Annotated in this window: 21 protein-coding genes; 10 read left to right on the top strand and 11 right to left on the bottom strand. The window is 65.1% G+C overall.

Annotated features, from left to right (window positions below; translation table 11 throughout):
- Positions 1–45: 45 nt before the first annotated feature.
- Together ACVMIM_RS17335 and dinB are read left to right on the top strand one after the other, a co-directional pair.
- Positions 46–426, top strand: coding sequence for a cupin domain-containing protein (locus tag ACVMIM_RS17335; RefSeq protein WP_476113465.1), 381 nt, complete (start codon positions 46–48; stop codon positions 424–426).
- Positions 427–694: 268 nt separating this feature from the next.
- Entirely contained in the window at positions 695–1,960 is a 1,266-nt protein-coding gene (dinB, locus tag ACVMIM_RS17330) for a DNA polymerase IV (RefSeq protein WP_476113463.1), read from the top strand.
- A 13-nt stretch (positions 1,961–1,973) separates the two neighbouring features.
- On the opposite strand, the gene ACVMIM_RS17325 is transcribed toward dinB, so the two are convergent.
- The 7 genes from ACVMIM_RS17325 to ACVMIM_RS17295 all read right to left on the bottom strand — a co-directional run bounded on the left by ACVMIM_RS17325 (position 1,974) and on the right by ACVMIM_RS17295 (position 8,403).
- Positions 1,974–2,831 carry an aldose 1-epimerase gene (locus ACVMIM_RS17325; RefSeq protein WP_476113462.1) on the bottom strand — a complete coding sequence of 286 codons (858 nt, stop codon included), beginning with the start codon at positions 2,829–2,831 and terminating at the stop codon, positions 1,974–1,976.
- A 12-nt stretch (positions 2,832–2,843) separates the two neighbouring features.
- A complete protein-coding gene (locus tag ACVMIM_RS17320) occupies positions 2,844–3,599 on the bottom strand; it encodes an SDR family oxidoreductase (protein ID WP_476113461.1) in 756 nt (251 codons plus the stop codon).
- Between the two features lie 10 nt (positions 3,600–3,609).
- Positions 3,610–4,341 carry an ATP-binding cassette domain-containing protein gene (locus tag ACVMIM_RS17315; RefSeq protein WP_476113460.1) on the bottom strand — a complete coding sequence of 244 codons (732 nt, stop codon included), beginning with the start codon at positions 4,339–4,341 and terminating at the stop codon, positions 3,610–3,612.
- 3 nt (positions 4,342–4,344) lie between these two features.
- A complete protein-coding gene (locus tag ACVMIM_RS17310; RefSeq protein ID WP_041001498.1) occupies positions 4,345–5,322 on the bottom strand; it encodes an ABC transporter permease in 978 nt (325 codons plus the stop codon).
- Positions 5,323–5,465: 143 nt separating this feature from the next.
- A complete protein-coding gene (locus ACVMIM_RS17305) occupies positions 5,466–6,443 on the bottom strand; it encodes a substrate-binding domain-containing protein (RefSeq protein WP_476113459.1) in 978 nt (325 codons plus the stop codon).
- Between the two features lie 22 nt (positions 6,444–6,465).
- Positions 6,466–7,668: a mandelate racemase/muconate lactonizing enzyme family protein gene (locus ACVMIM_RS17300; RefSeq protein ID WP_476113457.1), complete on the bottom strand. Its 1,203-nt coding sequence runs from the start codon at positions 7,666–7,668 to the stop codon at positions 6,466–6,468.
- Positions 7,669–7,683: 15 nt separating this feature from the next.
- Positions 7,684–8,403 (bottom strand): FadR/GntR family transcriptional regulator, encoded by a 720-nt coding sequence (locus ACVMIM_RS17295; protein WP_476113456.1) that lies wholly within the window; start codon positions 8,401–8,403, stop codon positions 7,684–7,686.
- A 99-nt stretch (positions 8,404–8,502) separates the two neighbouring features.
- Between ACVMIM_RS17295 and ACVMIM_RS17290 the strand changes: the two genes are divergently transcribed.
- Entirely contained in the window at positions 8,503–9,402 is a 900-nt protein-coding gene (locus ACVMIM_RS17290) for an SMP-30/gluconolactonase/LRE family protein (RefSeq protein WP_476113455.1), read from the top strand.
- Positions 9,403–9,570: 168 nt separating this feature from the next.
- A complete protein-coding gene (locus tag ACVMIM_RS17285; protein WP_476113453.1) occupies positions 9,571–10,275 on the top strand; it encodes an SDR family oxidoreductase in 705 nt (234 codons plus the stop codon).
- A 37-nt stretch (positions 10,276–10,312) separates the two neighbouring features.
- Here the strand turns inward: ACVMIM_RS17285 and ACVMIM_RS17280 are convergent, their stop codons facing one another.
- A complete protein-coding gene (locus ACVMIM_RS17280) occupies positions 10,313–10,543 on the bottom strand; it encodes a hypothetical protein (RefSeq protein ID WP_041001508.1) in 231 nt (76 codons plus the stop codon).
- Positions 10,544–10,629: 86 nt separating this feature from the next.
- Positions 10,630–11,073 carry an SRPBCC family protein gene (locus ACVMIM_RS17275; RefSeq protein WP_041001510.1) on the bottom strand — a complete coding sequence of 148 codons (444 nt, stop codon included), beginning with the start codon at positions 11,071–11,073 and terminating at the stop codon, positions 10,630–10,632.
- Positions 11,074–11,473: 400 nt separating this feature from the next.
- Here ACVMIM_RS17275 and eglC point away from each other — a divergent pair, with 400 nt between their 5' ends.
- From eglC to ACVMIM_RS17260, 3 genes are read left to right on the top strand one after another with little or no spacing between them, the layout of a single operon-like run.
- A complete protein-coding gene (gene eglC / locus ACVMIM_RS17270) occupies positions 11,474–12,901 on the top strand; it encodes an endo-1,3-1,4-beta-glycanase EglC (RefSeq protein WP_476113451.1) in 1,428 nt (475 codons plus the stop codon).
- Between the two features lie 12 nt (positions 12,902–12,913).
- Positions 12,914–14,650, top strand: a complete 1,737-nt coding sequence (locus ACVMIM_RS17265; protein ID WP_476113450.1) for a type I secretion system permease/ATPase — start codon at positions 12,914–12,916, stop codon at positions 14,648–14,650.
- 12 nt (positions 14,651–14,662) lie between these two features.
- The gene (locus tag ACVMIM_RS17260; RefSeq protein ID WP_476113448.1) at positions 14,663–15,979 is read left to right on the top strand and encodes an HlyD family type I secretion periplasmic adaptor subunit; all 1,317 of its coding nucleotides are present in this window, start codon (positions 14,663–14,665) and stop codon (positions 15,977–15,979) included.
- 316 nt (positions 15,980–16,295) lie between these two features.
- On the opposite strand, the gene ACVMIM_RS17255 is transcribed toward ACVMIM_RS17260, so the two are convergent.
- Positions 16,296–17,675 (bottom strand): tetratricopeptide repeat protein, encoded by a 1,380-nt coding sequence (locus ACVMIM_RS17255; RefSeq protein WP_476113446.1) that lies wholly within the window; start codon positions 17,673–17,675, stop codon positions 16,296–16,298.
- Entirely contained in the window at positions 17,617–20,163 is a 2,547-nt protein-coding gene (locus ACVMIM_RS17250) for a BTAD domain-containing putative transcriptional regulator (RefSeq protein WP_476113445.1), read from the bottom strand. The genes ACVMIM_RS17255 and ACVMIM_RS17250 overlap by 59 nt, the downstream gene beginning before the upstream one ends.
- Before the next feature lie 154 nt (positions 20,164–20,317).
- Here ACVMIM_RS17250 and ACVMIM_RS17245 point away from each other — a divergent pair, with 154 nt between their 5' ends.
- The 3 genes from ACVMIM_RS17245 to ACVMIM_RS17235 all read left to right on the top strand — a co-directional run bounded on the left by ACVMIM_RS17245 (position 20,318) and on the right by ACVMIM_RS17235 (position 22,499).
- A complete protein-coding gene (locus tag ACVMIM_RS17245; RefSeq protein ID WP_476113443.1) occupies positions 20,318–21,376 on the top strand; it encodes a class I SAM-dependent methyltransferase in 1,059 nt (352 codons plus the stop codon).
- Positions 21,377–21,462: 86 nt separating this feature from the next.
- Positions 21,463–21,885 (top strand): nuclear transport factor 2 family protein, encoded by a 423-nt coding sequence (locus ACVMIM_RS17240; protein ID WP_476113441.1) that lies wholly within the window; start codon positions 21,463–21,465, stop codon positions 21,883–21,885.
- A 104-nt stretch (positions 21,886–21,989) separates the two neighbouring features.
- Complete coding sequence (locus ACVMIM_RS17235; protein ID WP_476113439.1) at positions 21,990–22,499, top strand: class I SAM-dependent methyltransferase; 510 nt, start codon at positions 21,990–21,992, stop codon at positions 22,497–22,499.
- The last annotated feature ends 69 nt before the right edge of the window (positions 22,500–22,568 follow it).

Here is a 22,568-nt window from a genome sequence, read left to right as displayed (position 1 = left end):
CGACGATCGCAACGTCAGGCGCCGCTTCACACATGGGAGGATGCCGTGGCTGAAACTGCTGTGAATGTGACGAAGCTCGAATCCAAATCGCACAACAATCCAGACGAGGTCCGCGCGCCCGCCAAGACGCGTGTCGAGATCGTCCGGCTGCCGGGTTACTCGCTGGCGCGCATGAACATGCAGCCGGGCTGGAAATGGTCCGAATGCGTTAAGCCGGTGGTCAAGACCGACAGCTGCCAGGTCTCGCATGTCGGCTATGTCGTATCCGGCTCGATCACGGTGCGGCTGACCGACGGCACGCAAAAGACCTTTGAGGCCGGCTCTTCCTACACCATCCCGCCCGGCCACGACGCCTGGGTCGAAGGCAACCAGCCGTTCCAATGCATCGAGTTCTTGAGCGCCGAAGAATACGCCAAGCCGGCGTAGGACGGCTTATAGACCCGCCGCTAAGGCAGGCGATGCCGTGGGATCGGGGCGAGCCGTCGCTCCGACCCCTTTCGCAGGTGCAAACGCCGTCTCATTCATTCGAATGAAGCACCTCGTTCGTTTGCCTGTAGACAAACGAAACGGCCCTACGCGTCCTTGACACGAGACTTCTTTTGTTCTCTTTCTGTTCCTGAAATCCGCCCTGTTCCAACAGAGAAATCTAATGCTGCAACGCGGCAGGGCGGCGGGCCGCAGACAGGAGCGCGGGATGCTCGGGACGAACGCCGCTTCAAGTGCCGCCACCATCCTGCATGCCGATCTCGATGCCTTCTATGCGTCGGTCGAGCAGTTGCTCGATCCGTCGCTGCGCGGCAAGCCGATCGCCGTCGGCGGCGGCGTTGTGCTGGCGGCTTCCTATGAAGCCAAGGTCTTCGGCGTACGCGGCGGCATGCCCGGCCGCAAGGCGCGGGAGCTCTGCCCGCAGTTGATCTTCGTGGGCGGACGCTTCAGCGAATACCAGCGGCTCGGCGACGCGGCGATCAAGGTGCTCGACGACTTCACGCCGCTGGTCGAGCGCATCTCGATCGACGAGGCTTTCGCCGACGTCGCCGGCTGCACGCATCTGTTCGGGCCGCCGCAAGAGATCGCACGAAAAATCCGCGAGCGGGTGAAGGCAGAGCTCGGCCTGCCGATCTCGATCGGCGTGGCGCGGACGAAGCATCTCGCCAAGATCGCCTCGCAGGTGGCGAAGCCCGACGGGCTGGTGATGGTCGAGCCCGGCGGCGAGCTCGCCTTCCTGCACGACCTGCCCGTCACGCTGATGTGGGGCGTCGGCCCGGCGACCAGGGCAAGGCTCGCGGAGATCGGCATCGAGACGATCGGGCAACTGGCGCGCACCCATAGCGGCGCGCTGGAACGGCTGATCGGCCATGCTGCCGGCCAGAAGCTCGCCGCCCTTGCCTGGAACCGCGACCCGCGGAAGCTCGATATGCATCGGCGAGCGCATTCCGCCGGCGCGCAGTCGGCGCTTGGCCGGAAGCCCGCGCTGCCGCGCGTCTTCCTGCCGACGCTCCTACATCTGGCCGACCGCGTCGCCAGCCGGTTGCGCGCCAAGGACCGGCCCGGCCGCACGGTCACGGTGCGCGTGCGGTTCGCCGACATGCGCGCGGTCACCCGCTCCGTCACGCTGGAGCAGCCGATCCAGGCCACCACGATGCTCGCCGAGATCGCCGAGGAGCTGGTTCGCGGCGTGCTCGCCGCCCATCCGGGCGAGAGGGACATCTCGCTGCTGGCGATTTCCGTCTCGCATTTGGAGGAAGGAGCCGAACTGCAGCTCGAACTGCCGCTCGGCCTGGCGGACGAGAAGCTGAAGCCCGGCAGCCGCAAGGGTCTCGCCCGCTTCGGCGCCGACCGCGCCATCGACAAGATCCGCCAGCGCTTCGGCAGGGAGGCGCTTGGCTACGGCACGGTGGCGCTGGAAGGCACGCGCTCGGTGCCCGACGGGTTCAGGGAACTGGCGGAGAAGGAGCTGTGAGATCGGAGCGCCCTCAATCGGTTTCCGCCCAGTCCAGCCGCATCGCCGCGCTCATCGTCTCCCCATGCGCGAGCACCGTCAGCCCCTCGCCGTGATGCGCATCGACGGTGTGCGAGACCGGCTCGAAGCATAAGAAGCCGGCATCCGGTGACGGCGAATAAAGGATGTAGACGTCGAGCTCCGGCGAGGCGGCGAGCGTGACCGCGACGCCCTGCTCCGGCTGGGCGATGGTGGCGCGGCCGTCCCAGCCCTCGAAGGCGTTGTTCACCCAAGCCGGCGGCAGCGGCGTGGCTTGCGCGAAATCCCAGATCGGGCGCTCACTCACCGGCACGACGCCGACGGGGAGATGCCGCTCGTCCTCCAGCCAGACACGCCTCGCCTTCGCCTGCAGCGTGGTTGTCTCGCCGCGCGGAAACCAGGGATGGAAACCGAGACCGTAAGGCAGGCGCATGCCGGCGCGGTTCTCGACACTGAGGCGCGCCTCCAGCGCGCCGTCGCGCAGCGCATAAGTCACGGTAGCCTCATAACGGTAAGGCCCGATAGCGCCCTCGTCGAGCAGCAGCTCCGCCTCGGTATCGGTGCGGCGGGCAAGCCGCCAAGGCTTCTGAAAACCGTCGCCATGGATCGGAAAGGCTTCGCCGGGCACATTCGGCGCGACGGCATGGAAGCGGCCGTCGAAAGTGAAGCCGCCGCCCGAGATGCGGTTCGACCACGGCACAAGGAGCTGGCAGCCTGAAGCGCCACCGCCATCCCCCGGCTTCAGGAGCGGAACCGGCGCGGCGCCGGCGGCGAGCGCGTCATAGCGGGCGATCGCCGCACCCGTTTCAGGCGCCACGACCAGCCTCGCCTGCCCGTCATTCAGCTCGATCATGCCGGCCATCTCTCACCAGCCGCCGTCGACGGCGATGTTCTGGCCGCTAATCATGTCGGAGGCAGGCGAGACGAGGAACAGCACGAGATCGGCGACATTGTCCGGCTCGATGCGTTTCTTCAGGCTCTGGTTCGCGAGGATCCAGTCATTGTATTCCTTCAACCGGTCGCCGAAGACGCGCTCTTCCGCCTCCGAGACCACCGCGCCCGGCGACACGGCGTTCACCCTGATGCCATGCGGCCCCAGCTCGCGCGCCAGCGATTTGGTGAGGCCAAGCATGGCGCCTTTCGACGCTACATAGGGCACGTAGCCGTCCCAGCGGCCGTTGAGCGTGATCGAGCAAAAATTGACCATCTTGCCGTAGCCCTTGACCTTCATGCCGGGCGCGCAAGCCCGCGCCAGCGCGAAGGCGGCCGAGGAGTTGACCCGGATCTGGTCCTCATACTCGGCGAGCGAGAATTCCTCGAACGGCCGATTGATGATCAGCGCCGCGTTGTTGATCAGGATGTCGATGCCGCCTTCCTTCGCCGCCAGCTCGGCAACCGCGGCTTCCGCCGCGGCCAGATGGTTGAGATCGCAGCCGACGAAGGCGATATCGCCGCCGGCCTGACCGGCCAGCCCGGCGACGATCTCCACCGCATTCGCGGCATCGGGACGGTCAAGCACCAGAACGCGCGCTCCGGCCCGCGCCAGCGTCACAGCCTGAGCCCGGCCAAGCGAGCCTAGGCCACCCGTCAGCAGCACTTTGCGACCAGCGAGCATCGTCATCGGCTCCTCCTCACAAAACGGAGTGGACTTCGTCGATCGAGGTGTCCGCGACGCGCTTGTCCAGCACGACCTCGCCGCGCGCCATCGCCACGACGCGGTCGCAGCAGTCGAAGACGTGGTGCATATTGTGGCTGATGAAGACGCCTGTCACGCCCTGCTCCTTCAGGCCGCGCACGAAGCCGATCACCTTGTTCGTCTCCTTGACCGACAGATGGTTGGTCGGCTCGTCGAGGATCATCACCTTGGACTTGAAATGCATAGCTCGGGCTATGGCGACGCCCTGGCGCTGACCGCCGGACAGCTCTCCGACGAGCGCGTCGGGAGAGCGCAGATGCAGGTCGACATTGGCGATGGCGCGGATGCTCTCCTCAGCCATCTTTTTCTGGTCGAGGATGCCGACGCCGAGGATCGAGAACCGGGTCGGCTCACGGCCGATGAACAGGTTCCTGGCGATCGACATGGTGGGGACCATGGAGTTGTACTGGTAGATGGTCTCGATGCCGAGATCCATCGCGTCGCGCGGGGTTGCGATGCTGACTTCCCTGCCCTCCACCTTGATCTCACCCTTGTCCGCCCGGTGGACGCCGGACAGGATGTTGATCAAGGTCGACTTGCCGGCGCCGTTGTCGCCGACCAGACCGAGCGCCTCGCCGCGCCGGAAGTCGAGGGTCACGCCCTTCAGCGCATGCACGCCGGAATACCATTTGTGCAGGTCGCGCACCGAGATGATCGCGTCACCCACGGCTTAAGCCTCCATCTTGATGGCCTTGGCGCGCTTGCGCATCCAGGCATTGGCGACGACGGCGAAGATGGTCAGGAAGCCGATGGCGAACTTGAACCAGTTGGCGTCGACATGGCTGAGCACCAGCCCGTTGTCGATGACCCGGATCAGCGTCGTGCCGATGATCCCGCCCATCACGGTGCCGATGCCGCCGGTGAGCGAGGCGCCGCCGATGACAGCGGCGGCAACCGCCTGCAATTCCAGCCCCTCGCCGATCGAGGGCAGCGGCGAGCCAAGCCGCAGCACCTGCAGCATGCCCGCGAAGCCGGAAAGCACCGAGCACAGCATAAAGCAGACGATCTTGACCCTGGCGGTCGGGATGCCCATCGAGGCGGCGGCCGGCAGGAAGCCGCCGGTGGCTTTGATCCAGTTGCCGAAATTGGTGCGCGAGAGCATCAGCGAGGTCAACACCGCGACCGCCGCGAACCACAGGAATGACATGCGGAACATGTTGCCGGGGCCGACAAAGGAGGTGAACAGCCAGTTGGGCAGGTCGATGGGCAGCAGCGGCGGGAAACCGCCGGAGACGACGACCGTGAGCGAGCGCGCCATGAACAGCATGCCGAGCGTGGTGATGAAGCTGGGGATAGCGAAGCGGATGGTGACGTAGCCGTTGATGAAACCGATGGCCGCGCAGACCAGCAGCCCGGCGAGCAACGCCAGCGGGAACGGGGCGCCATGCACCATCAGCACCGCCATGGTCATCGGCATCAGCGCGAAGACCGAGCCGACCGAAAGATCGAACTCGCCGCTGATCATCAGGATGGTGACGCCGATGGCAACGAGGCCGGCCTCCGGCAGGATGCCAAGGATGCCGCGCAGATTGTCGGCGTTCAGGAACACGCCGTGCGAGCGCACCTGGAACAGGATGATGAGCAGCACCAGAAGGATCAGCCCGGCCAGCTCCGGTTTTTCGAGATAGGTCTTGAACAGGCGCTTCAACGAAAGGCTCCGGTGCGATGATTGAGAAAAGTACTGGGGCGCCGCGTTCCTTCACACCCCCTCTGTCCTGCCGGACAGAGGGGGGGCTGTCCCGCCAGCATTTCGGTGACGGGCGTCTCGGCCAATCTCAAAGGCATGCGACCTCAGCGCATACCTTGGGCAGACAGCGCCATGATGCTGTCGGCTTCCTTCGGCCGCACGATGCCTTGGCCGGTGTCGATGTCCGAAGGAGCAAGGCCGATCTTCTTGTTCAGATAGGCCTCCATCACCGGCATGAAGCCCTGCATGTAGGGCTGCTGGTCGACCAGCGCCTGGACATAACCCTTCTGCATCTGCTGCAGCACTTCCGGAACGAGGTCGAAGCCACCGAGCAGCACCTTGCCGGGCGCCACGCCGCGATCGGCCAGCACGCGCGCCACGCCGGCGCACCAGAAGCCGGTGTCGAAATAGGCCGTGGTGTCGGGATGGGCGTTCAGATAGGCGCCGACGCGGTCGGAGGTGATGGCGAGATCGGTGCCGCTGTCGATGCGCTCCCACGACACGTCACGGTCTTTATGCGCGGCCTTGTACTCCTCGACAAATTGAATGATGCCGGCGCCGCGGCTTTCCGACCAGTTCTGGCCGGGGGCCGAAATGCCGACCAGAACCTTGATCGGGCCGTCCTTCGGGAAGCTCTCGGAAATCGCCTTGGCGAGCGAATAGCCGGCCGGCTTGAAGCCCTGGCCGACGAAGGCCTGGCGCGCATTGCCCTTGGCGCCCTCGGTGTCGTCGACATTGACGGCGATCACCAGCACGCCGGCGTCGCGCGCCTCCTTGATGACGTCGTCGAAAGCGTGGTCGTCGACAATGGAGGTCAAAAGCGCGTCAGGCTTGGCGGCAAGGGCTGCGCGCATGTTCGCGACCTGCTGTTCGACCGAGCCCTCGGTCTGGGTGAAGACCATGTTGCAGGTCGCCTCAACCTTGCCGCAGGCATCGTCGAAACCCTTCTTCACCGCCTGCCAGAACGTGTTCGAGGCCGACGAATGGTGGGTGAAGACGATGTTGAGCCCGTCGGCGCGGGCAACGGACTGGCCGCCGATCAGGGCGACGCCGAGCAATAGCATTGCGGTGAGTTTCTTCATATCTGTTCCTCCCTTTGGATCTTCAGATGCTTGTCCTGTCGCTGACGCGACGGTGGACGGTGTAGGCGCGGCCGAGGTCCGGATTGAGCGCCAGTCCCAGGCCCGGCCCGGGCGGCACGGTGATCATGCCGTCCTTGACCTCCGGCAGCACGGTCACCAGGTCGCGGTACCAGGTGCGGTAGAAGGCGCGCACGCTTTCCTGGACGAGCGCGTTGGGCGCGTTGAGCGACAGATGCGTCGAGGCGGCGAGCACGACCGGCCCGGTGCAGTCATGCGGCGCGACCGGCAATCGCCAGGCCTCGGCCATCGAGGCGATCTTGCGCGCTTCCGAGAGGCCGCCGCACCAGGAGATGTCGAGCATGACGATGCCGGCCGCTCCCGTCTCCAATAGATCGCGAAAAGCCCAGCGGCTGCCCAGCGTCTCCGAGGCCGAGATCGGCGCCGGGCTGGCGGCTGCGTAGCGCTTGAGGTCGCCGAGGCTGTCCATGCGGATCGGGTCCTCATGCCAGTAAGTCGCGTAGGGTTGCAGAGCGTGCGCGATCTTCATGGCCGGCAGGAGCTGCCACATGGAGTGGAACTCGACCATGACGTCCATCTTGTCGCCGACGGCTTTGCGAATCTTTTCAAATGGTTCGAGGGCCGCCTTCAGGTCGGCGGCCGAGATGTCGTTGCCCCGCGCCTTTTCGGCCGCGTGGTCGAACGGCCAGATCTTCATGGCGCTGATGCCGTCCTCCAGCAGTTCCTCGGCCAGTTCGCCGGCGCGGGTGAGGAAGCTGTTGAGGTCGTCATAGTCCCGCCCGCCGCCGATGCCGTAATTGGCCGTCGTCTGGCCCTTGGCGTCCTTGATGTATTCGGTGCCGGCGCAGGTGTTGTAGGTGCGGATCGAACGGCGGCTGAAGCCGCCGAGCAATTGCGCGACCGGCTGGCCGGTCGCCTTGCCGAAAATGTCCCACAGCGCGATGTCGAAGGCCGAGTTGCCGCGCACCTCGGCACCGCTGGACCGGAAGCCGAGATAGCCGACGAGGTCGGCTGCGAGCAGGTCGATCTGCAGCGGATCGCGGCCGATCACCCTGGGCGCGACATATTCGTGCAGATACTCCTCGACGGTGCGCGACAGAAAGAACGTCTCGCCGAGCCCGGTGATGCCCTCGTCGGTATGGACCTCGACCCAGAGCAGGTTCGGTCGCTCCTCGATGCGGATTGTTTCGATGGCGGTGATCTTCATCGGGCTGCCCCCATTCTAGGCGATCCCCGCATCGATGAGCGCCTTGACGCTCTTGTCGAAATGCTCGGCCATGTGCTCGGCGGCCAGTCGCGGATCGCCCTTGAGGATGGCGTCGGCTATGTCCTCATGGCCCTTGATCATCTTGAGCTGGGCTTCGTCGGAGGAGCGGGTGCGCCACCCGATCACCCAGGTGCGGCGGGTGACGCCGCTGAAGGCGGTGACGATCAGCGAAAAGACCGGATTGTGCGAGGCCGCCGCGATCGCCTCGTGGAAGGCGATGTCATGCTCCATGACGGCTTCCGGGTTCCTGAAACTCTCGCGCATCTGCCGGGCCGATCGGCCAATGGCCGCCGCCTCCTGGTCGGTGCGGCGCAGCGCGGCGAGCGCGACGGTGCGCATCTCGATGGTGCGCCTGACGTCATAAACCTGCTGCACGCTGATCTGCTGGGTGGTGATGCCGTGCTCGATCACCATCGACATGGCGCCGGTATCGAGCTTGGCAACGGTGGCACGGCGCCCGGCGCTCATATCGATCAGGCGCATCGCCGACAGCGAGCGGAAGGCCTCGCGCACGACGGTGCGCGAAACATTGAGCTGGCGCGTCATGGCGGCTTCGCTGGGCAGCGGATCGCCTGGCGCAAGGCCCTCGGAACGGATGTGCTGGGTGATCGCCTGAATCGCGGTGCTGACTAGGCCAGGGCTCGGCTCATCCGGTGGGTCCGCCTGCTCTTGCATTCCGCTCCCCCAAGACCTGTATGACAGGTTATTATTGAATTGCTCATAATTCACGCAAAAGATATGTGTCAAGCGTAATTCCAGATCTGGAGGGACTCGATGAGCGGAACGGAAGCCGGCCTGATCTTCGACGCGCGCGACGTGGTCGGCGAGAGCCTGGAATGGGACGAGCGCGTCGGCAGGCTGGTCTGGGTCGACATCATCGGCCGCCGGATCCATCGGCTCGATCCGGCAAGTGGAGCGCATGAAAGCTGGCCGACGAGCGACCTCGTCACGTCGATCGGATTGCGCGCCGATGGCGGCGCGCTCGTCGGGCTGCGCAAGGACATCGCGCTCTGGGATTTCGGCGGGCCATTCCGAACATTCACGACGATCGAGGCCGACCGGCCGGCCACGCGGCTCAACGAAGGCGTGGTCGCGCCGGACGGGTCGTTCTGGGTCGGCACCATGGCCAACAATATCGGGCCGGACGACGCACCGGTGGCGATCACGAGCGATGAGGGCCAGCTCTACCGGATCTGCCCAGACGGCGATGTGAGGCTCCTCAGCGAGGACCGGTTCGGCATCACCAACACGATGGTGTGGCTGCCCGACGGACGCTTCATCACCGCCGACACGATCAAGAACGCGCTCTATAGCTATGGCTGGGACCGGAAGGCTGGACGGCTCGGCGAAGCGCGTCCCTTCTTCGCCGGCTTCGAGCGCGGCCTGCCGGACGGCTCATGCCTCGACGCCGAGGGCTATGTCTGGAACTGCCGAGTGGTGGGCGGAAGCTGCCTCGTGCGCATTTCGCCCGGCGGCAGGCTCGACCGGATCGTCGAGTTGCCCTGCAGCTGGCCGACGAGCTGCGCTTTCGGCGGCGCGGACCTCAACACGCTGTTCGTCACCTCCGCGCGCTTCACCATGAGCGCCGAGCATCTTGCCGCCAACCCTTTCGAGGGCGGCCTGTTCTCGCTCAAGCCCGGCATGCGCGGCGTTCCGGCCAACCGCTTCGGATGATCTCCCCTGCATGTGACTGTCGAAGGCGGCGATGAGCGCCATTAGGATGTGAGCGGTGCGCGATCCGCCCATCGCTAGACCGCGTTGGCGCAATCCAATCCGGTTCGCGCCCTCCCCGCTCCATGCTAACAGAAGCACTTTTGGGAATTCCAACAGATGGACAGCGACATGGCAGGCGAAAAAGTAGCTCTGGTGACGGCGGGCGGCAGCGGCATGGGGGCCGCGGCGGCGAAACGGCTGGCGGCGGATGGGTTCAAGGTCGGCGTGCTCTCTTCCTCCGGCAAGGGCGAGGCGCTGGGCAAGGAGCTCGGCGGCTTCGGCGTCACCGGTTCCAACCAGTCGAACGACGACCTCAAGCGCCTCACCGACGGCGCGCTGGAACGCTGGGGCCGCATCGACGTGCTGGTTAACAGCGCCGGCCACGGGCCTCGCGCGCAGATCATCGAGATCAGCGACGAGGACTGGCACAGGGGCATCGAAACCTATTTCCTCAACGCCGTGCGCCCGACCCGGCTGGTGACGCCGGTGATGCAGAAACAGAAATCGGGCGCCATCATCAACATCTCGACCGCCTGGGCGTTCGAGCCGAGCGCGATGTTCCCGACCTCGGCCGTGGCGCGCGCCGGGCTTGCCGCCTTCACCAAGATCTTCGCCGACACCTACGCGGCCGACAACATCCGCATGAACAATGTGCTGCCCGGCTGGATCGACAGCCTGCCGGCGACGAATGAGCGCCGCGACAGCGTGCCGATGAAGCGCTACGGTACGTCGGAGGAGATCGCCGCGACGATCTCGTTCCTCGCTTCGGACGGGGCGGCCTACATCACGGGCCAGAACATCCGCGTCGACGGGGGCATCACGCGAGCGGTGTGAAAGGGCAGCATGCGGTCAAAGAGGACGCCGCCTCGGGTCATCCCGCTCTGCGGGAATTGAGAACCCACAAAAAGGCTATGGCAGCCACCAAGACAATCGAATTGCCGACCACGATATTCCAAAAGCGAGTGGGGTCGTCCGCCAGCGCGACCCAATGCAACTTGCCCCGGACTTCGCCTGTCTTGATGCCGCAGGCAATGTTGTAGATCGCCAGCGCTGCGAGCGCCGCCATCAGGACAAAGAGGTCGTTGTTCTTGTCGCGATCCATCGAGCGGCTTTTATCAGCGCTTGGTGAAGTTTTGCTTACCTTGGGTAAGGCGGCGGCCGGGAGACCGGCGCCGCCTTACCATCATTTTACTGGTTGATCTCCGGCTCGACGAGCTTGGCAAGGTTGCGCAGCGATTCCTGCCAGCCGAGATAGCAGGCCTCGGCGGGAATGGCGTCCGGGATGCCGGCCTGAGTGATGTTGATCTCGGTGCCGACCGACACTTTCTTCAGGATCACGGTCACTTCGATCTGGCCCGGCAGGTTGGGATCGTCGAAACGGTCGGTGTAGCGCAGGCGCTCGCCCGGGACGAGCTCGACGAATTCGCCGCCGAAGGAATGGCTGTCGCCGGTGGTGAAGTTGCGGAAGGACATCTTGTAGGCGCCCCCGACCTTGCCCTCGAACTCGTGCACCGTGCAGGTGAAGCCGTTCGGCGGCAGCCACTTCGCCAGCGCATCGGCTTCGACGAATGCGCGGTAGACCTTCTCCGGCTTGGTCGCCAGGACGCGGTGCAGTTGGATGGTGCTGGGCATATCTCGATATCCTTCCTTTGTTGATCGATGCCCCAAGGACCGGCGGACTTCGGCCGGTCCGACAGAGGCTGTCAAATTTTTCGTCCCGCCGCTACCGTGCCGCTCTACAACGGAGGCAATCGGCCGCCCTGCTGCGACAAATGCATCCATTCACGGCTGCCTGCACAATCTTTTGGCAGAAAACCTTGCAAAATTAAGTAAAATTGAGAATGGCTCGCGCCATAATTGTATTAGATTCCGCTTACTCTATCTGCGCAAAAATATCGACAAAAATAGCGGCAATTTTCGCTGTACTAAATGTTTGTTTTCGGGAACGATAGCCCGTGTTGCAAGTTGGTTCGGACCAGGCACTTGAACTTGCAATGAGCCACCGGGCGGGGCAGCGCGGAAGGAGTGTCCGATGAGCTTCGTCGTCAACGCGATAGGCGTTCCTCTTTACTATAGCGGCGCTTCCAACCATTGGTTTTCGGCGTCCTCGTCCGGGCCGACCTTGAACGGCACCAGCGGCAACGATTCCATCTGGGGCGCCAGCGGCGTCAACGTCACCATGTATGGCGGCGCAGGCGACGACATCTATTACCTCTATTCGGCGAGCAACAAGGTGGTCGAGAACCCTGGCCAGGGCGTCGACACGATCAACACATGGATGAGCTACACGCTGCCGGACAATGTCGAAAACCTCGTCGTCACCAACGCTCATAATTACGCCTTCGGCAATGCGCTGGACAACATCATCACCGCCACGGCGGGCGGCCAGACGCTGGACGGCGGCGCGGGCAACGATGTCCTGATCGACGGCGGCGGCGGTGCCGACACTTTCATCATCGCGAAGGGCAACGGGAGCGACTTGATCGTCAATTTCGCCTCGAACGATACCGTGCGCCTCGATGGCTACGGGTTCACGTCGTTCGCCGCCATCCACGAGAACCTGATCCAGGCGGGACCCAATGTGCTGCTCAACCTCGGATCGGGCGAAATCCTCGAATTCAAGAACATGACGATCGACAAGCTGCAGCCCAGCCAATTCGAGCTGCCGATCGACAAGTCCGGCATGACGCTGTCCTTCAGCGACGAATTCAACACGCTCAATCTTCACAATGCCCAGGGCGGCACCTGGGACACCAATTTCTGGTGGGGCGCACCGAACGGCAGCACGCTCACCCGCAATGGGGAATTGCAGTGGTACATCGACGCCAATTACGGCCCGACCAGTTCGGTGCATCCCTTCAGCGTCGACAATGGCGTGCTGACGATCACCGCGGCGCAGGCGCCGGCCGATATCAAGCCTTTGATCAACAATTACGAGTACACATCCGGCATCCTGACCACGCACGACTCCTTTTCGCAGACCTACGGGTATTTCGAAATGAAGGCCGACTTGCCGGAAAACGCCGGCGCCTGGCCGGCCTTCTGGCTGCTGCCGGAAGATGGCTCGTGGCCGCCAGAGCTCGACGTGGTGGAAAAATATGGCCAGAAGCCGAATTCGCTGCTGGTGACCGCGCATACCAACGAAACGGGGCAGCACACGACGGTCGGATCGACGGTGAACGTCATGGACACGGCCGGCTTCCATACCTATGGCCTGCTGTGGACACCGGAAAAGCTGGTGTGGACCTATGACGGCGTGCAGGTCGCCGAAGCGGCGACGCCGTCCGACATGAACAAGCCGATGTATATGCTGGTCGATCTCGCGATCGGCGGACAGGCCGGCGCGCCGCCGGACCACCTCGCCACGCCGGCCCAGATGAAGATCGACTATATCCATGCTTATACGCTGGATGAGCTTCAGCAGAGCCATTTGAACGTCGCAGGCGAACACACAGCCTAGGCGGCCGAGCCAATGTCACGGGAGAGCGCTCCGGGTGCGATCAGGCAGGCCGGCCTGCGGTCGATGTTTCTGCGCGCCGTAACCGATGTCGGCCTGTTCTCGCTGCTCATCAACCTTCTGCTGCTGGTGGTCCCGCTCTACCTGCTCCAGGTCTATGACCGCGTGCTGCCCTCCTCCAGTGTCGAGACGCTCGTCTATCTTTCGGTCATCGCGGTCGCGGCGCTTGGTTTCCTTGGCTTCCTCGACGCCGTCCGCGCCATCTATACACAGCGGGTCGCCGCGACCGTCAATGACAGGCTAGGCGCCAGAACGTTCGCGGCTTCGCTCGGCTCCGGCAATGCGCCGTCGCCGCTCACCGACCTCGCCTCGGTCTGCGCCTTCATCCGCTCGCGCGGTGTCTCGGTGCTCTTCGATCTGCCCTTCGCGCCGGTCTTTCTCGCCTTGCTCTACCTGATCCATCCGCTGCTGTTCTGGGTCACGCTCGGCGGCGCGGCACTGCTCGTCGTGCTGGTCTTCGCCAATCAGTTTGCCATCGGCAAGAACGATGCGCTCTCGGCGGAGCGTTCGGCCTTGGCGAGCCGGGCCGAGCAGGCCTTTGCCCGCAACGCCGACACGCTGCGCGCCATGGGCATGGTGGAAAACGCCGCGCGCACATGGGGGCGGCATGTGGCCGAGGCGCTTGTCCTGCATGACCGCTCGGCCGGCGCCAACGCCGTCTTCAGCGGCGCTTCCAGGGCGCTGCGCATGATGTTGCAGCTGGCGATCCTCGGAACCGGCGCCTGGCTGGTGCTCAAGAGCGAGATGACGGCCGGCATGATCTTCGCGTCCTCGCTAGTGTCGTCGCGCGCGCTGCAGCCGCTCGACCAGTTGATCAGCTCCTGGCGGCAGCTCGTCGAGGCCAGGCGCGCCTGGACGCGCCTCGCAGGAGCCCTGGCGGCGCAGCCGGTTCAGGCGAGCAAGCTCATCCTGCCCGACCCGACCGGCGCGATCTCCGCGCAGGATCTTTTCTTCATCGCGCCGAATGCCACCTTCGGCGCCGAGCCGATCCTGAAGCGGTTGAGCTTCACGATAGCCGCCGGCGAAGCGGTGGCGATCGTCGGCCCGAGCGGCGCCGGAAAATCCACGCTGGCGCGGCTGCTTGTCGGCGCCACGCAGCCGAGCGGCGGTTCGGTCAGGATCGACGGCGCCGAACTCAGGACCTGGGACGAAAACCAGCTTGGACGGCATATCGGCTATCTGGCGCAGGAGGTGGAGCTTTTCCCCGGCTCGATTGCCGACAACATCGCGCGCTTCGACGCGAAGGCCGACGACGCGGCAATCGTCGAAGCGGCAAGGCGCGCCGAGGCGCATGAGCTGATCCTTTCGCTGCGCGACGGCTACCAGACGGCGATTGCCGGCACGCTGTCGGGCGGCGAGCGGCAGCGGATCGGGCTGGCGCGCGCGTTCTACGGCAATCCGCGCATCCTGGTGCTGGATGAACCCAGCACGCATCTCGACGGCGCCGGAGAGACCGCGCTGGAAGCCGTGCTTGCCGCCACCCGCGCCGCGGGCGTCACCACGATCGTCATCACGCATCGCCCTTCGATCGCCGTGGCTTGCGACCGCGTGATGGTCTTGCGCGGCGGCGTCATCGAGACGTTCGGGCCAAGCGCGGAGGTGTTGCGGCAGCCGGGTAAAGCCGCGCAGCGGAGCACGGTGGCGACAGGATCGTTCGCGCCGACCATCCGCGCCGCGCCGACCATCCGCTAGGGGTCCTGAACGATGGCGCAGAGCCTCACCTTCGACGGCAGCCCGCGCACCAATTTCCGCCGCACCGCCTTCGCCGGCTACGCCGCGATCGCGCTGCTCGCCGGCGGCTTCGGCTATTGGGCGGCCAAAGCGCCTCTGGCCGGCGCGGTGATCACGCAAGGCACGATCGCGGCGACCGGCGGCAACATCCTGATCCAGCATCGAGAGGGCGGCATCATCAAGCAATTGCTGGTGCATGAAGGCGACCGCGTGCGCGAAGGCCAGGACCTTATCCTGCTCGACCGGACCGCCGCGGAAGCCGATCTCAACCGGCTGACAAGGCAATGGATCGCGCTCAAGGCAAGTGCGGCGCGGCTGGAGGCCGAGCGCGACGGGCTCACCACGCTGGCGCCCATCGCCGAGCCCGCCCCGGCGCCGTTCCAGCAGGAGTTTCAGAAGCTGATCCGCGAACAGCAGAAGGAGTTCGACGCCAGGCTTGCACGCTTCCGATCCGAGCAGTCTATCCTGGCGCAGCGCGTCGCCATGCATCGCGAGTCGGTCAAAGGGCTGAACGCGCAGAAGGCGGCAATCGAACAGCAGGCCGAGGTGGTGAAGAAGGAGCTCGGCATCAAGACCGACCTCCTCGACAAGGGCCTCACCAACCGCACCGAATATTCGCAGCTCTTGCGCTCGGAGGCCGACCTCGTCGGCCAGGCGGGCGCGCTGGAGGCGGACCTCGCCTCCGCCAACACGCAGATCGTCGAGGCGGAGGCGCAGACCGAGCGCGCCACCACGCAGCGCGTCGAGGAAGCGCTGACCAAGCTCGACGATGTGAGGACCAATCTCGCCGACATCGAGGAGCGGATGCGCGCCGCGCAAGCGGTGCTGGAGCGTACGACGATCACCGCGCCGGCGGCGGGCATCGTCGTGTCCTCGACCTACAACTCGCAAGGCAGCGTGGTCGCGCCCGGCGAAAAGATCATGGAGATCCTGCCCACGGCCTCCGGCCTTGTGGTGGACGCCAGGTTGCGGCCGAAGGACATCGACCAAGTGCATGTCGGCCAGCCGGCAAAGCTCAGGCTTTCCGCGCTCAACACCAGGCTCACGCCGGAAGTGCCGGCCACCGTCAGCGAGATTTCCGCCGACCGGCTGATCGACGAAGCCACTCACGAACCCTATTTCCGCGCCAAGCTGAAGATCACCGATGCCCTGCCCGCCGGCGTGAAGGCCGAGCAGCTTTATCCCGGCACCCCGGTCGACGCATTCATCAGCACCGGCGAGCGGACTTTCTTCGAGTATCTGGTACGCCCGATGATGGATTCTTTCGCGCGGGCGTTCAGGGAACGATAGGGCTTCCATAACCCAAACGATCACCATCGGTTGTCTCGCCCCGTAATTCGAGAACGCACCTATGCTAGCTTAGCCCCGCGTCCATCGCTCGACCCTGAGGGCCAATTCATATTGGATTAATGACGTAACTTCTCGTCAGTGCATGCGGCGGCGCGGCAGGCCTTGCTTCGATCATCGTACGGAACACGCTCCACAAGAACCGGGCAATCGACATGCTGTCAGGCTTCAGGAGCCTCCGGCTCTTCCGCACATCGCTTCGAACGGGCGGCCGCTTTGCGACAGGCGCGAGTGTTCCCCCGCGCGGCACCCCGCGCGACTACGCCGCCGCGCCGGCTTCAACGGCCGCTTCTATCGCCCGGCCTGCTTCGATAAAGCCGAGCCGCCGTGCCTCTTTGCACAGACCCTGAAGCTCCTTCCCCAGGGAAGGAGAGAGCATGCCAGCGCCACAGGCCGCGAGCACGCGGCCGCGTGCGCTGAAGAAGCTTGCCCATGGCAAGGGTTCACCTGCCGTGAACGCGTCGAGGCTCGCCGCGTGGCGGTCGGCGCCAGCCCAGTCGCCGGCAGCCAGGCAGGCATCGATCGCGTAGCGCCGAAACTGGAGATGGTTGTGGCTCACTGCGTTCGACGCCAGCATCGCTTCGCCCTCCTCGAGCGCGGCCTTCCGCGCTGCGGCATCGTTGGCGGCCGCAGCCAGCAGGCCGAGATACCATGGGCCGAGATACACCATCCCGGTGCTGCGGCTCATGCGCAGTGCCTCTTGCAGGTCGGCGATGGCCTCGCCGTTTCTTCCGGCCAGCCGGTGCACATCGCCGCGAAAAGCCAATGCCTCCGCCTCGAAGCGCGGGGCTTGGATCTCGCGGGCGAGATCGAGGGATGCTTCAGCGCTTGCCAGCGCCCTGTCGAGTTCCATCAACGAAGACCAGGCGAGATAGGCGTTCATATGGGCGATCAGTTCTGCGCGCTGGTGGACGATCTCCCTCGACGCCTCGATTGCCGCCAGCGCCTCTCTGAGCAGATCGTTGATATCGCCGATATAGAGGCTGGTCGCCACAACCATCGAGCGGTTCGCGACCGCGATGCGGCCGAAGCCGTTGCGCTCACTGATTTCCACGCACGACCGATACTGCCGATGCGCGCTGAGCATCCGGCCGCGCATGTACTGCGCATCGCCGATGCCGCCCAATGACGCTGCCTCGATCTCGGTAGACCCTGCCCGGCGCGCGAGTTCGAGGCTCGACCGATGTTGTTCCAGGCAGCCGTCGATATCCCCGCGCGGAAACAGCAGATTGCCGTGGAGAAAATGCGCTCGGGCGGCTTCCTCGTCCAGCCCGGAGCGTTCGGCAATGCCCTCCACGGCCCGTACGTCCGCCAAGGCGCCGTCGACATCATCGGCTATGCGCTTGACCGCTGCCACACCGAGGAGCGCCCGGCAGCGCCCGCGCTCACCGTCCGCCAGGGCCAGCGCCTCGCTGTATGCGACGCCGGCTTCACCGGTGCGACCGAGACTTAGCAGAATCTCGCCGCGACATGAGAAGAGCGCGGAATGGGTTTCGTCATCACCGACAAGCCGCAGACCGCGCTCCACCAGCTCCAATGCTCGCCCATAGCGATAAGCACGATTCTCGCGGCCGGCAGCGTCAAGGAAAGCCCGGGGCGCGGCCTGATCTTCGGCCCGCTCGAGATGCTCGGCGCGCATGATCGGATCGCGCTCGGCAAACCACTGCGCCGCGCGGCGGTGCAGCGCTCGGCGTTCCTCCCGCGGCAAGGACAGGTATGCGCCATCGCGCATGAGCGCATGCGCGAACAGAAGGTCGTTGCCGGCGGGCTTCAGAAACCCACGCCGGATCAGGGCCTTGTAGTCCTGCTCGGGAATTTTCCAGCAGATGGCCGAGGGCATCGGGAGCAAAAAGCTGGCCGAGCACAGCGGCAATGCGCAGCGTGTGACGATCGCCGGGCGGCAGCATGTCCAGCCGGGCAAGCACGACACTATGGATGGTATCGGGTAACCGGTCCGGCCCCCGGTCGCCGCTTCGAAGCAGTTGTTCGAGAAAGAGAGGATTGCCTCCAGCGCGCTCGACGCAATTGACGGCGAAAGCATCGGTTGGCGCAAGGAATTTACCCGCGAGGGCCAAGGCCTCCTGGCGGTAGAGCGGCGCGAGATCGAGCGTGAGCCTCGGCCCCTCGCCGGCTCGCATTTGCCGGGCCGGCCCGGAAGGTTCCTCTTCCGTGCGCGCAGTTGTGACGACGAGTACCGGGCCCGTTGTTGCCGAGGCGGCAAGCACATCGACCTGCGCCAGCGTCTCAGCGTCCGCCCACTGCACGTCCTCAATGGTCAGGACGAGAGGCCGGCGAGCGCTTGCGCGACCGACCAACTGCAGCAATGTCTGTTCCAGCCCCTTGAGGCGAACCGCATTGTCCATCGCGTCATCGAGCGCCCGCCGGTCCTCGGGCAGGGAATGCTGCAGCAACCGGTACAGGTGGATTTCCAGATCGGCGTCGACGAGGCCGCTGTCGACGGCGATGCGCGGCTCGACTGCGAGACCTTCGACGAGAGCGCGGATTGCATTGCGTTTGGCGCCTGCGCCGAAGTCGAGGACGAGGCCGGTGTGGCACTCGAATCCCTGCTCGACGGCAAGCTTCTGAAATTCCTCGATCAGCCGGGTCTTGCCGATTCCTGCTTCGCCGCGGACATGCACGACGAGCCCGCGTCCAGTTTCGAGACACGTTTTCAAAGCGCCGGCAAACTGCGCCAGCTCGACCTGCCGGCCGACAAAGGCGGTTCTGGCGACACCCTCGGAGGAGAGGCCAGCCGGCCGCCAAGCCTCGATCGGCTTTTCCGAAACCCGGGCAGCGATGGTGCGGAGTTCGGCGCGGTCGACAAGGTGCGCGACCGACTGGTGCACCGAGTCCGACAGCAGCACGTCCTCGGCATCCGCCGCTCCGGCGAGTGCGCCGGCCAGATGGATGGCGCCGCCGGTTACCGTGAGCGTGCCCGCGCCGTCCTGATCGAGCCTCGTGACCAGCATTCGGCCGCTCGCCAACCCGATCCGGGCCGGAGGGATGCGGTCTTCCGCCGCCCGAACCGCCCTCACAATCTCAAAGCCAGCCCGCAACGCGCGTTCTGCGTCGTTGCCGTGGGCAACCGGCAAGCCGAAAAAGGCGATGGTGGTGCCGCCGAGCTGCCTGTCGACCATGCCCGCGTGGTCTGCGACGACCCGGTGCACGATGTCCGCGAAGCGAGCAGAGAGGGCCCGCTCCCGCTCGGGATCGTCCTCGTCGGCGAGAAACGACAAGTCGCCCATCTCGACAAACATGACTACGAGCTGACGCAGCTCCGATGCCGGTCCCGGCGGCTCCGCCACGGTCGTAGCTTCCGTGCTGGGGGTCTGAGGCTCCTGACGTGAAGACCTTGCCGCTTCAGCGGGGCCGGCAGCGATAGGCCGGGACTGCTCGCGCCGCCTTTGCTGAATCTCCTGATAGAGCTGCTCGGTCTCCGGCTCGGGCCGCACGCCGAGCTCGCGCTGCAGGATCTCGCGACAGACGTGAAACTGCCGAAGGGCCGCGCCGATTTGACCCTGACGGGCATAGAGCTGCATCAACGCCCGATGAACATTTTCCTGTAGCGGGTCGAGCGGCAGCAGGCGGAGCGCCAGTTCGAGCGCTCTTGCGGACGAGCCGGACGCCATCTGGTTTATCAATAAAGCCGTCAGCGCCTTGACGGCCATTTCATTCAGATGCTGCCGCGTAGCCCTAAGCCAATTTTCGAAAGCCGGCGCCTTCGGATTGAAAGCTTCCATGAACGGCCCCTGGTAGAGCGCCGCCGCCTCCTCGTCCGCTCGCGGTGTTCGGGCCGCCAGCAGTTGCTCGAAGTGGAGCGCGTCGACGTCGATGCAATCAGGGGCGAGAACGATCCCCTCCCCGGAGACTCCCGCCAATTCCGACCCTTTCAATCCGAGGGCCTGGCGCAGCACGAGAAGCTCCTGGCGCAGGCTGGCCCGCGCCTGGACCTCGCCACGATCCTCCCACAGCAACGCGGCCAGTTTGTCGCGCGACTGCGGGCGACCTCCAGCCATGGCGAGATAGACGAGCAACGCTTGCGCTTTGCGCGAAGCAACCGCGATCTGTCGGCCTTCCGCTGAGAAGACCTGAAGACCGCCGAAGGTGCTGAGCCGGATCTTCGCCATCGCGCTTCGCCCCACCGGCGCAGGATAGAGCCGCCAATGGGCGGACAAAAGATGGCAGTTCTCTTTTTGACGAAGCTTTGACGCTCGCCGCGACGTTCTTTGACGGCACACCGGTAAACCATCCTCCCGAGGCACTGTCACTACGGAGGATGCAATGCAGCTCGACCAGGACAAACTCAACGCCTTTCTCGGCAAGATGCTTGACGACATCGGCGCCGCGATGAACGCGTCGCTGGTGCAATTGGGCGACAGGCTCGGTCTCTACAAGGCGCTCGCCGCGGGCGGACCGATGACCCCGTCGGAACTCGCCGGCCGGACGGGTACCGCCGAACGCTATATCCGCGAATGGCTGGCGGCCCAGGCAGCGTCCGGATACGTGACCTACGATGCCACGTCCGGCCGGTTCTCGATGGCGCCGGAGCAGGCAACCGTCTTTGCCGACGACGACAGCCCGGTCTTCATGGCCGCGCTCGGCGATATCGTCGCCGCCACGGTGATGGATGGCGACAAGATCGAGGAGGCCTTCCGGACGGGCCGCGGCGTCGGATGGAACAAGCGCCACCCTTGCCTGTTCTGCGGCACCGCGCGCTTCTTCCGCACCAGCTATCTGCATCATCTGGTGCAGGAATGGCTGCCGGCGCTCGACGGTGTCGTTGAGAAGCTCGAACGCGGAGCTATCGTTGCCGATGTCGGTTGCGGGCACGGCGTCTCGACATTGCTGATGGCGGAAGCCTTCCCCAAGTCGCGCTTCTTCGGCTTCGATGCCCATCCCGGCTCGATCGAGGCAGGGCGCAAGGCTGCCGATACCGCCGGTGTCACTGAGCGCGCGACATTCGAAGTTCAGAGCGCCAAGGCCTTCGCCGGCACGGGCTATGATCTCGTCTGCTTCTTCGATTGCCTGCACGACATGGGCGATCCGGTGGGCGCCCTGAAGCATGTGCGCAAGACGATCGCGCCCGACGGCACGCTGATGATCATCGAGCCATTCGCCGGCGATCGCCTGGAAGATAACCTCAACCCGGTCGGCCGCATCTACTACGCGGGATCGACCATGGTTTGCACCCCGACATCGCTCGACCAGGAGGTCGGCCTCGCGCTCGGCGCCCAGGCCGGCGAGGCAAGGCTGCGCGAGGTGGCGAAGGCCGGCGGCTTCAGCCGTTTCCGCCGTGCCACCGAGACGCCTTTCAACATGATCCTCGAAGCACGGCCCTGAAACCGCGGGCAATCGCTGCTGCTACGGCAATACCCAAGAAGCAAATCCACCACGCAAGGAGAAGAACGATGACCAGATTGAAGCAAATGCTTGCCGCCACCGTGCTCGTCGCAACAGCCGGTGTACCAGTTGTCGCGATGGCGGATGAAGCCCCCAGCGAAGCGCCGGTCAGGCAGTATCTGAAGGCTTGGGACGCGCGCGACGTCGAGGCGATGCTGAAAACGTTTACCGACGACGCCGTCGTGATACTGCCCGCCCAGGCGCCGATCAGCGGGACAGAAAACCTGCGCGGGCTGCTGACGACTTTCGTGAAGAGTTTCTCGGAACCGGGCGCGACATTCACGTCTGGCCAGTTCACGGCGAACGGCTCCGTCGCCTATTTCCTCTGGCAAGGCGACACGCCATCCGGCCGCTATCCCTTCGGCGCCGACACCTTCGTGGTCCGGGACGGCCACATCGCATACCTGACGCTCGCTTTCGTCGCCGAACCGAAACCCGCCAAGAACTGATCCACCCCGCGCGCCGGCCCCAGGGCCGGCTCGCGCCAACGACCATTCCGGTTCGGGCCGGCGCCGATGCCGGCTCGCACCCGCGACAACAAGGAGAAACACCCGTGAGCAGCCCGGCACCGATCCAACAACCACCGCATTTCATCGCAACGCGCTACACGGACTTCTGGAACGACGTGCTGGTTCCGAAATTCATCCGCTGGAAGCACATCGTCGTCGACGGCCTGGCGCAGCACAGCGCACAGGTGTTCCCGACGCTGGAGGTAGGCCTCGGCGACAGGGTGATCGATGCCGGCTGCGGCTTCGGTGACACGACGCTCCAGCTCGCCAGGATCGTCGGCCCCTCGGGTTTGGTTGTCGGGCTCGACTGCTGCGAGGCCTTTCTCGATCATGCTCGCCGCGATGCGGCCCGCGCCGGCATCCGCAACGCCGTCTTTCTCGAAGCCGATGTCGAAACCTATCCGTTCGAACCGATCCACGATTTCTGCTTCTCGCGCTTCGGCACCCAGTTCTTCGAGGACCCGGTTGCCGCCCTTTGCAACATGCGCGCCGGACTGCGGCTCGGCGGCACGATGACGATGATCGTCTGGCGCGAGCTGGCCGAAAATCCGTGACTGTCGATCCCGAAGGACGTCGTCCTGCGCTTCCTGCCGCGGCCGAGCGAAAATGCCCGCACCTGCGGT

The sequence above is a fragment of the Mesorhizobium sp. USDA 4413 genome (assembly GCF_056280365.1).
Note: the sequence above shows the minus strand (reverse complement) of the source record. Positions and strands in the feature narration are given on the sequence as shown.

Excerpts from the sequence above, each read along its gene's own strand:
- dinB (WP_476113463.1), top strand. The coding sequence starts at position 695 with ATGCTCGGGACGAACGCCGCTTCAAGTGCCGCCACCATCCTGCATGCC.
- ACVMIM_RS17325 (WP_476113462.1), bottom strand. The coding sequence starts at position 2,831 with ATGATCGAGCTGAATGACGGGCAGGCGAGGCTGGTCGTGGCGCCTGAA.
- ACVMIM_RS17320 (WP_476113461.1), bottom strand. The coding sequence starts at position 3,599 with ATGACGATGCTCGCTGGTCGCAAAGTGCTGCTGACGGGTGGCCTAGGC.
- ACVMIM_RS17305 (WP_476113459.1), bottom strand. The coding sequence starts at position 6,443 with ATGAAGAAACTCACCGCAATGCTATTGCTCGGCGTCGCCCTGATCGGC.
- ACVMIM_RS17300 (WP_476113457.1), bottom strand. The coding sequence starts at position 7,668 with ATGAAGATCACCGCCATCGAAACAATCCGCATCGAGGAGCGACCGAAC.
- ACVMIM_RS17295 (WP_476113456.1), bottom strand. The coding sequence starts at position 8,403 with ATGCAAGAGCAGGCGGACCCACCGGATGAGCCGAGCCCTGGCCTAGTC.
- ACVMIM_RS17290 (WP_476113455.1), top strand. The coding sequence starts at position 8,503 with ATGAGCGGAACGGAAGCCGGCCTGATCTTCGACGCGCGCGACGTGGTC.
- ACVMIM_RS17285 (WP_476113453.1), top strand. The coding sequence starts at position 9,571 with ATGGCAGGCGAAAAAGTAGCTCTGGTGACGGCGGGCGGCAGCGGCATG.
- ACVMIM_RS17280 (WP_041001508.1), bottom strand. The coding sequence starts at position 10,543 with ATGGATCGCGACAAGAACAACGACCTCTTTGTCCTGATGGCGGCGCTC.
- ACVMIM_RS17275 (WP_041001510.1), bottom strand. The coding sequence starts at position 11,073 with ATGCCCAGCACCATCCAACTGCACCGCGTCCTGGCGACCAAGCCGGAG.
- eglC (WP_476113451.1), top strand. The coding sequence starts at position 11,474 with ATGAGCTTCGTCGTCAACGCGATAGGCGTTCCTCTTTACTATAGCGGC.
- ACVMIM_RS17265 (WP_476113450.1), top strand. The coding sequence starts at position 12,914 with ATGTCACGGGAGAGCGCTCCGGGTGCGATCAGGCAGGCCGGCCTGCGG.
- ACVMIM_RS17260 (WP_476113448.1), top strand. The coding sequence starts at position 14,663 with ATGGCGCAGAGCCTCACCTTCGACGGCAGCCCGCGCACCAATTTCCGC.
- ACVMIM_RS17255 (WP_476113446.1), bottom strand. The coding sequence starts at position 17,675 with ATGCGCGCCGAGCATCTCGAGCGGGCCGAAGATCAGGCCGCGCCCCGG.
- ACVMIM_RS17250 (WP_476113445.1), bottom strand. The coding sequence starts at position 20,163 with ATGGCGAAGATCCGGCTCAGCACCTTCGGCGGTCTTCAGGTCTTCTCA.
- ACVMIM_RS17245 (WP_476113443.1), top strand. The coding sequence starts at position 20,318 with ATGCAGCTCGACCAGGACAAACTCAACGCCTTTCTCGGCAAGATGCTT.
- ACVMIM_RS17240 (WP_476113441.1), top strand. The coding sequence starts at position 21,463 with ATGCTTGCCGCCACCGTGCTCGTCGCAACAGCCGGTGTACCAGTTGTC.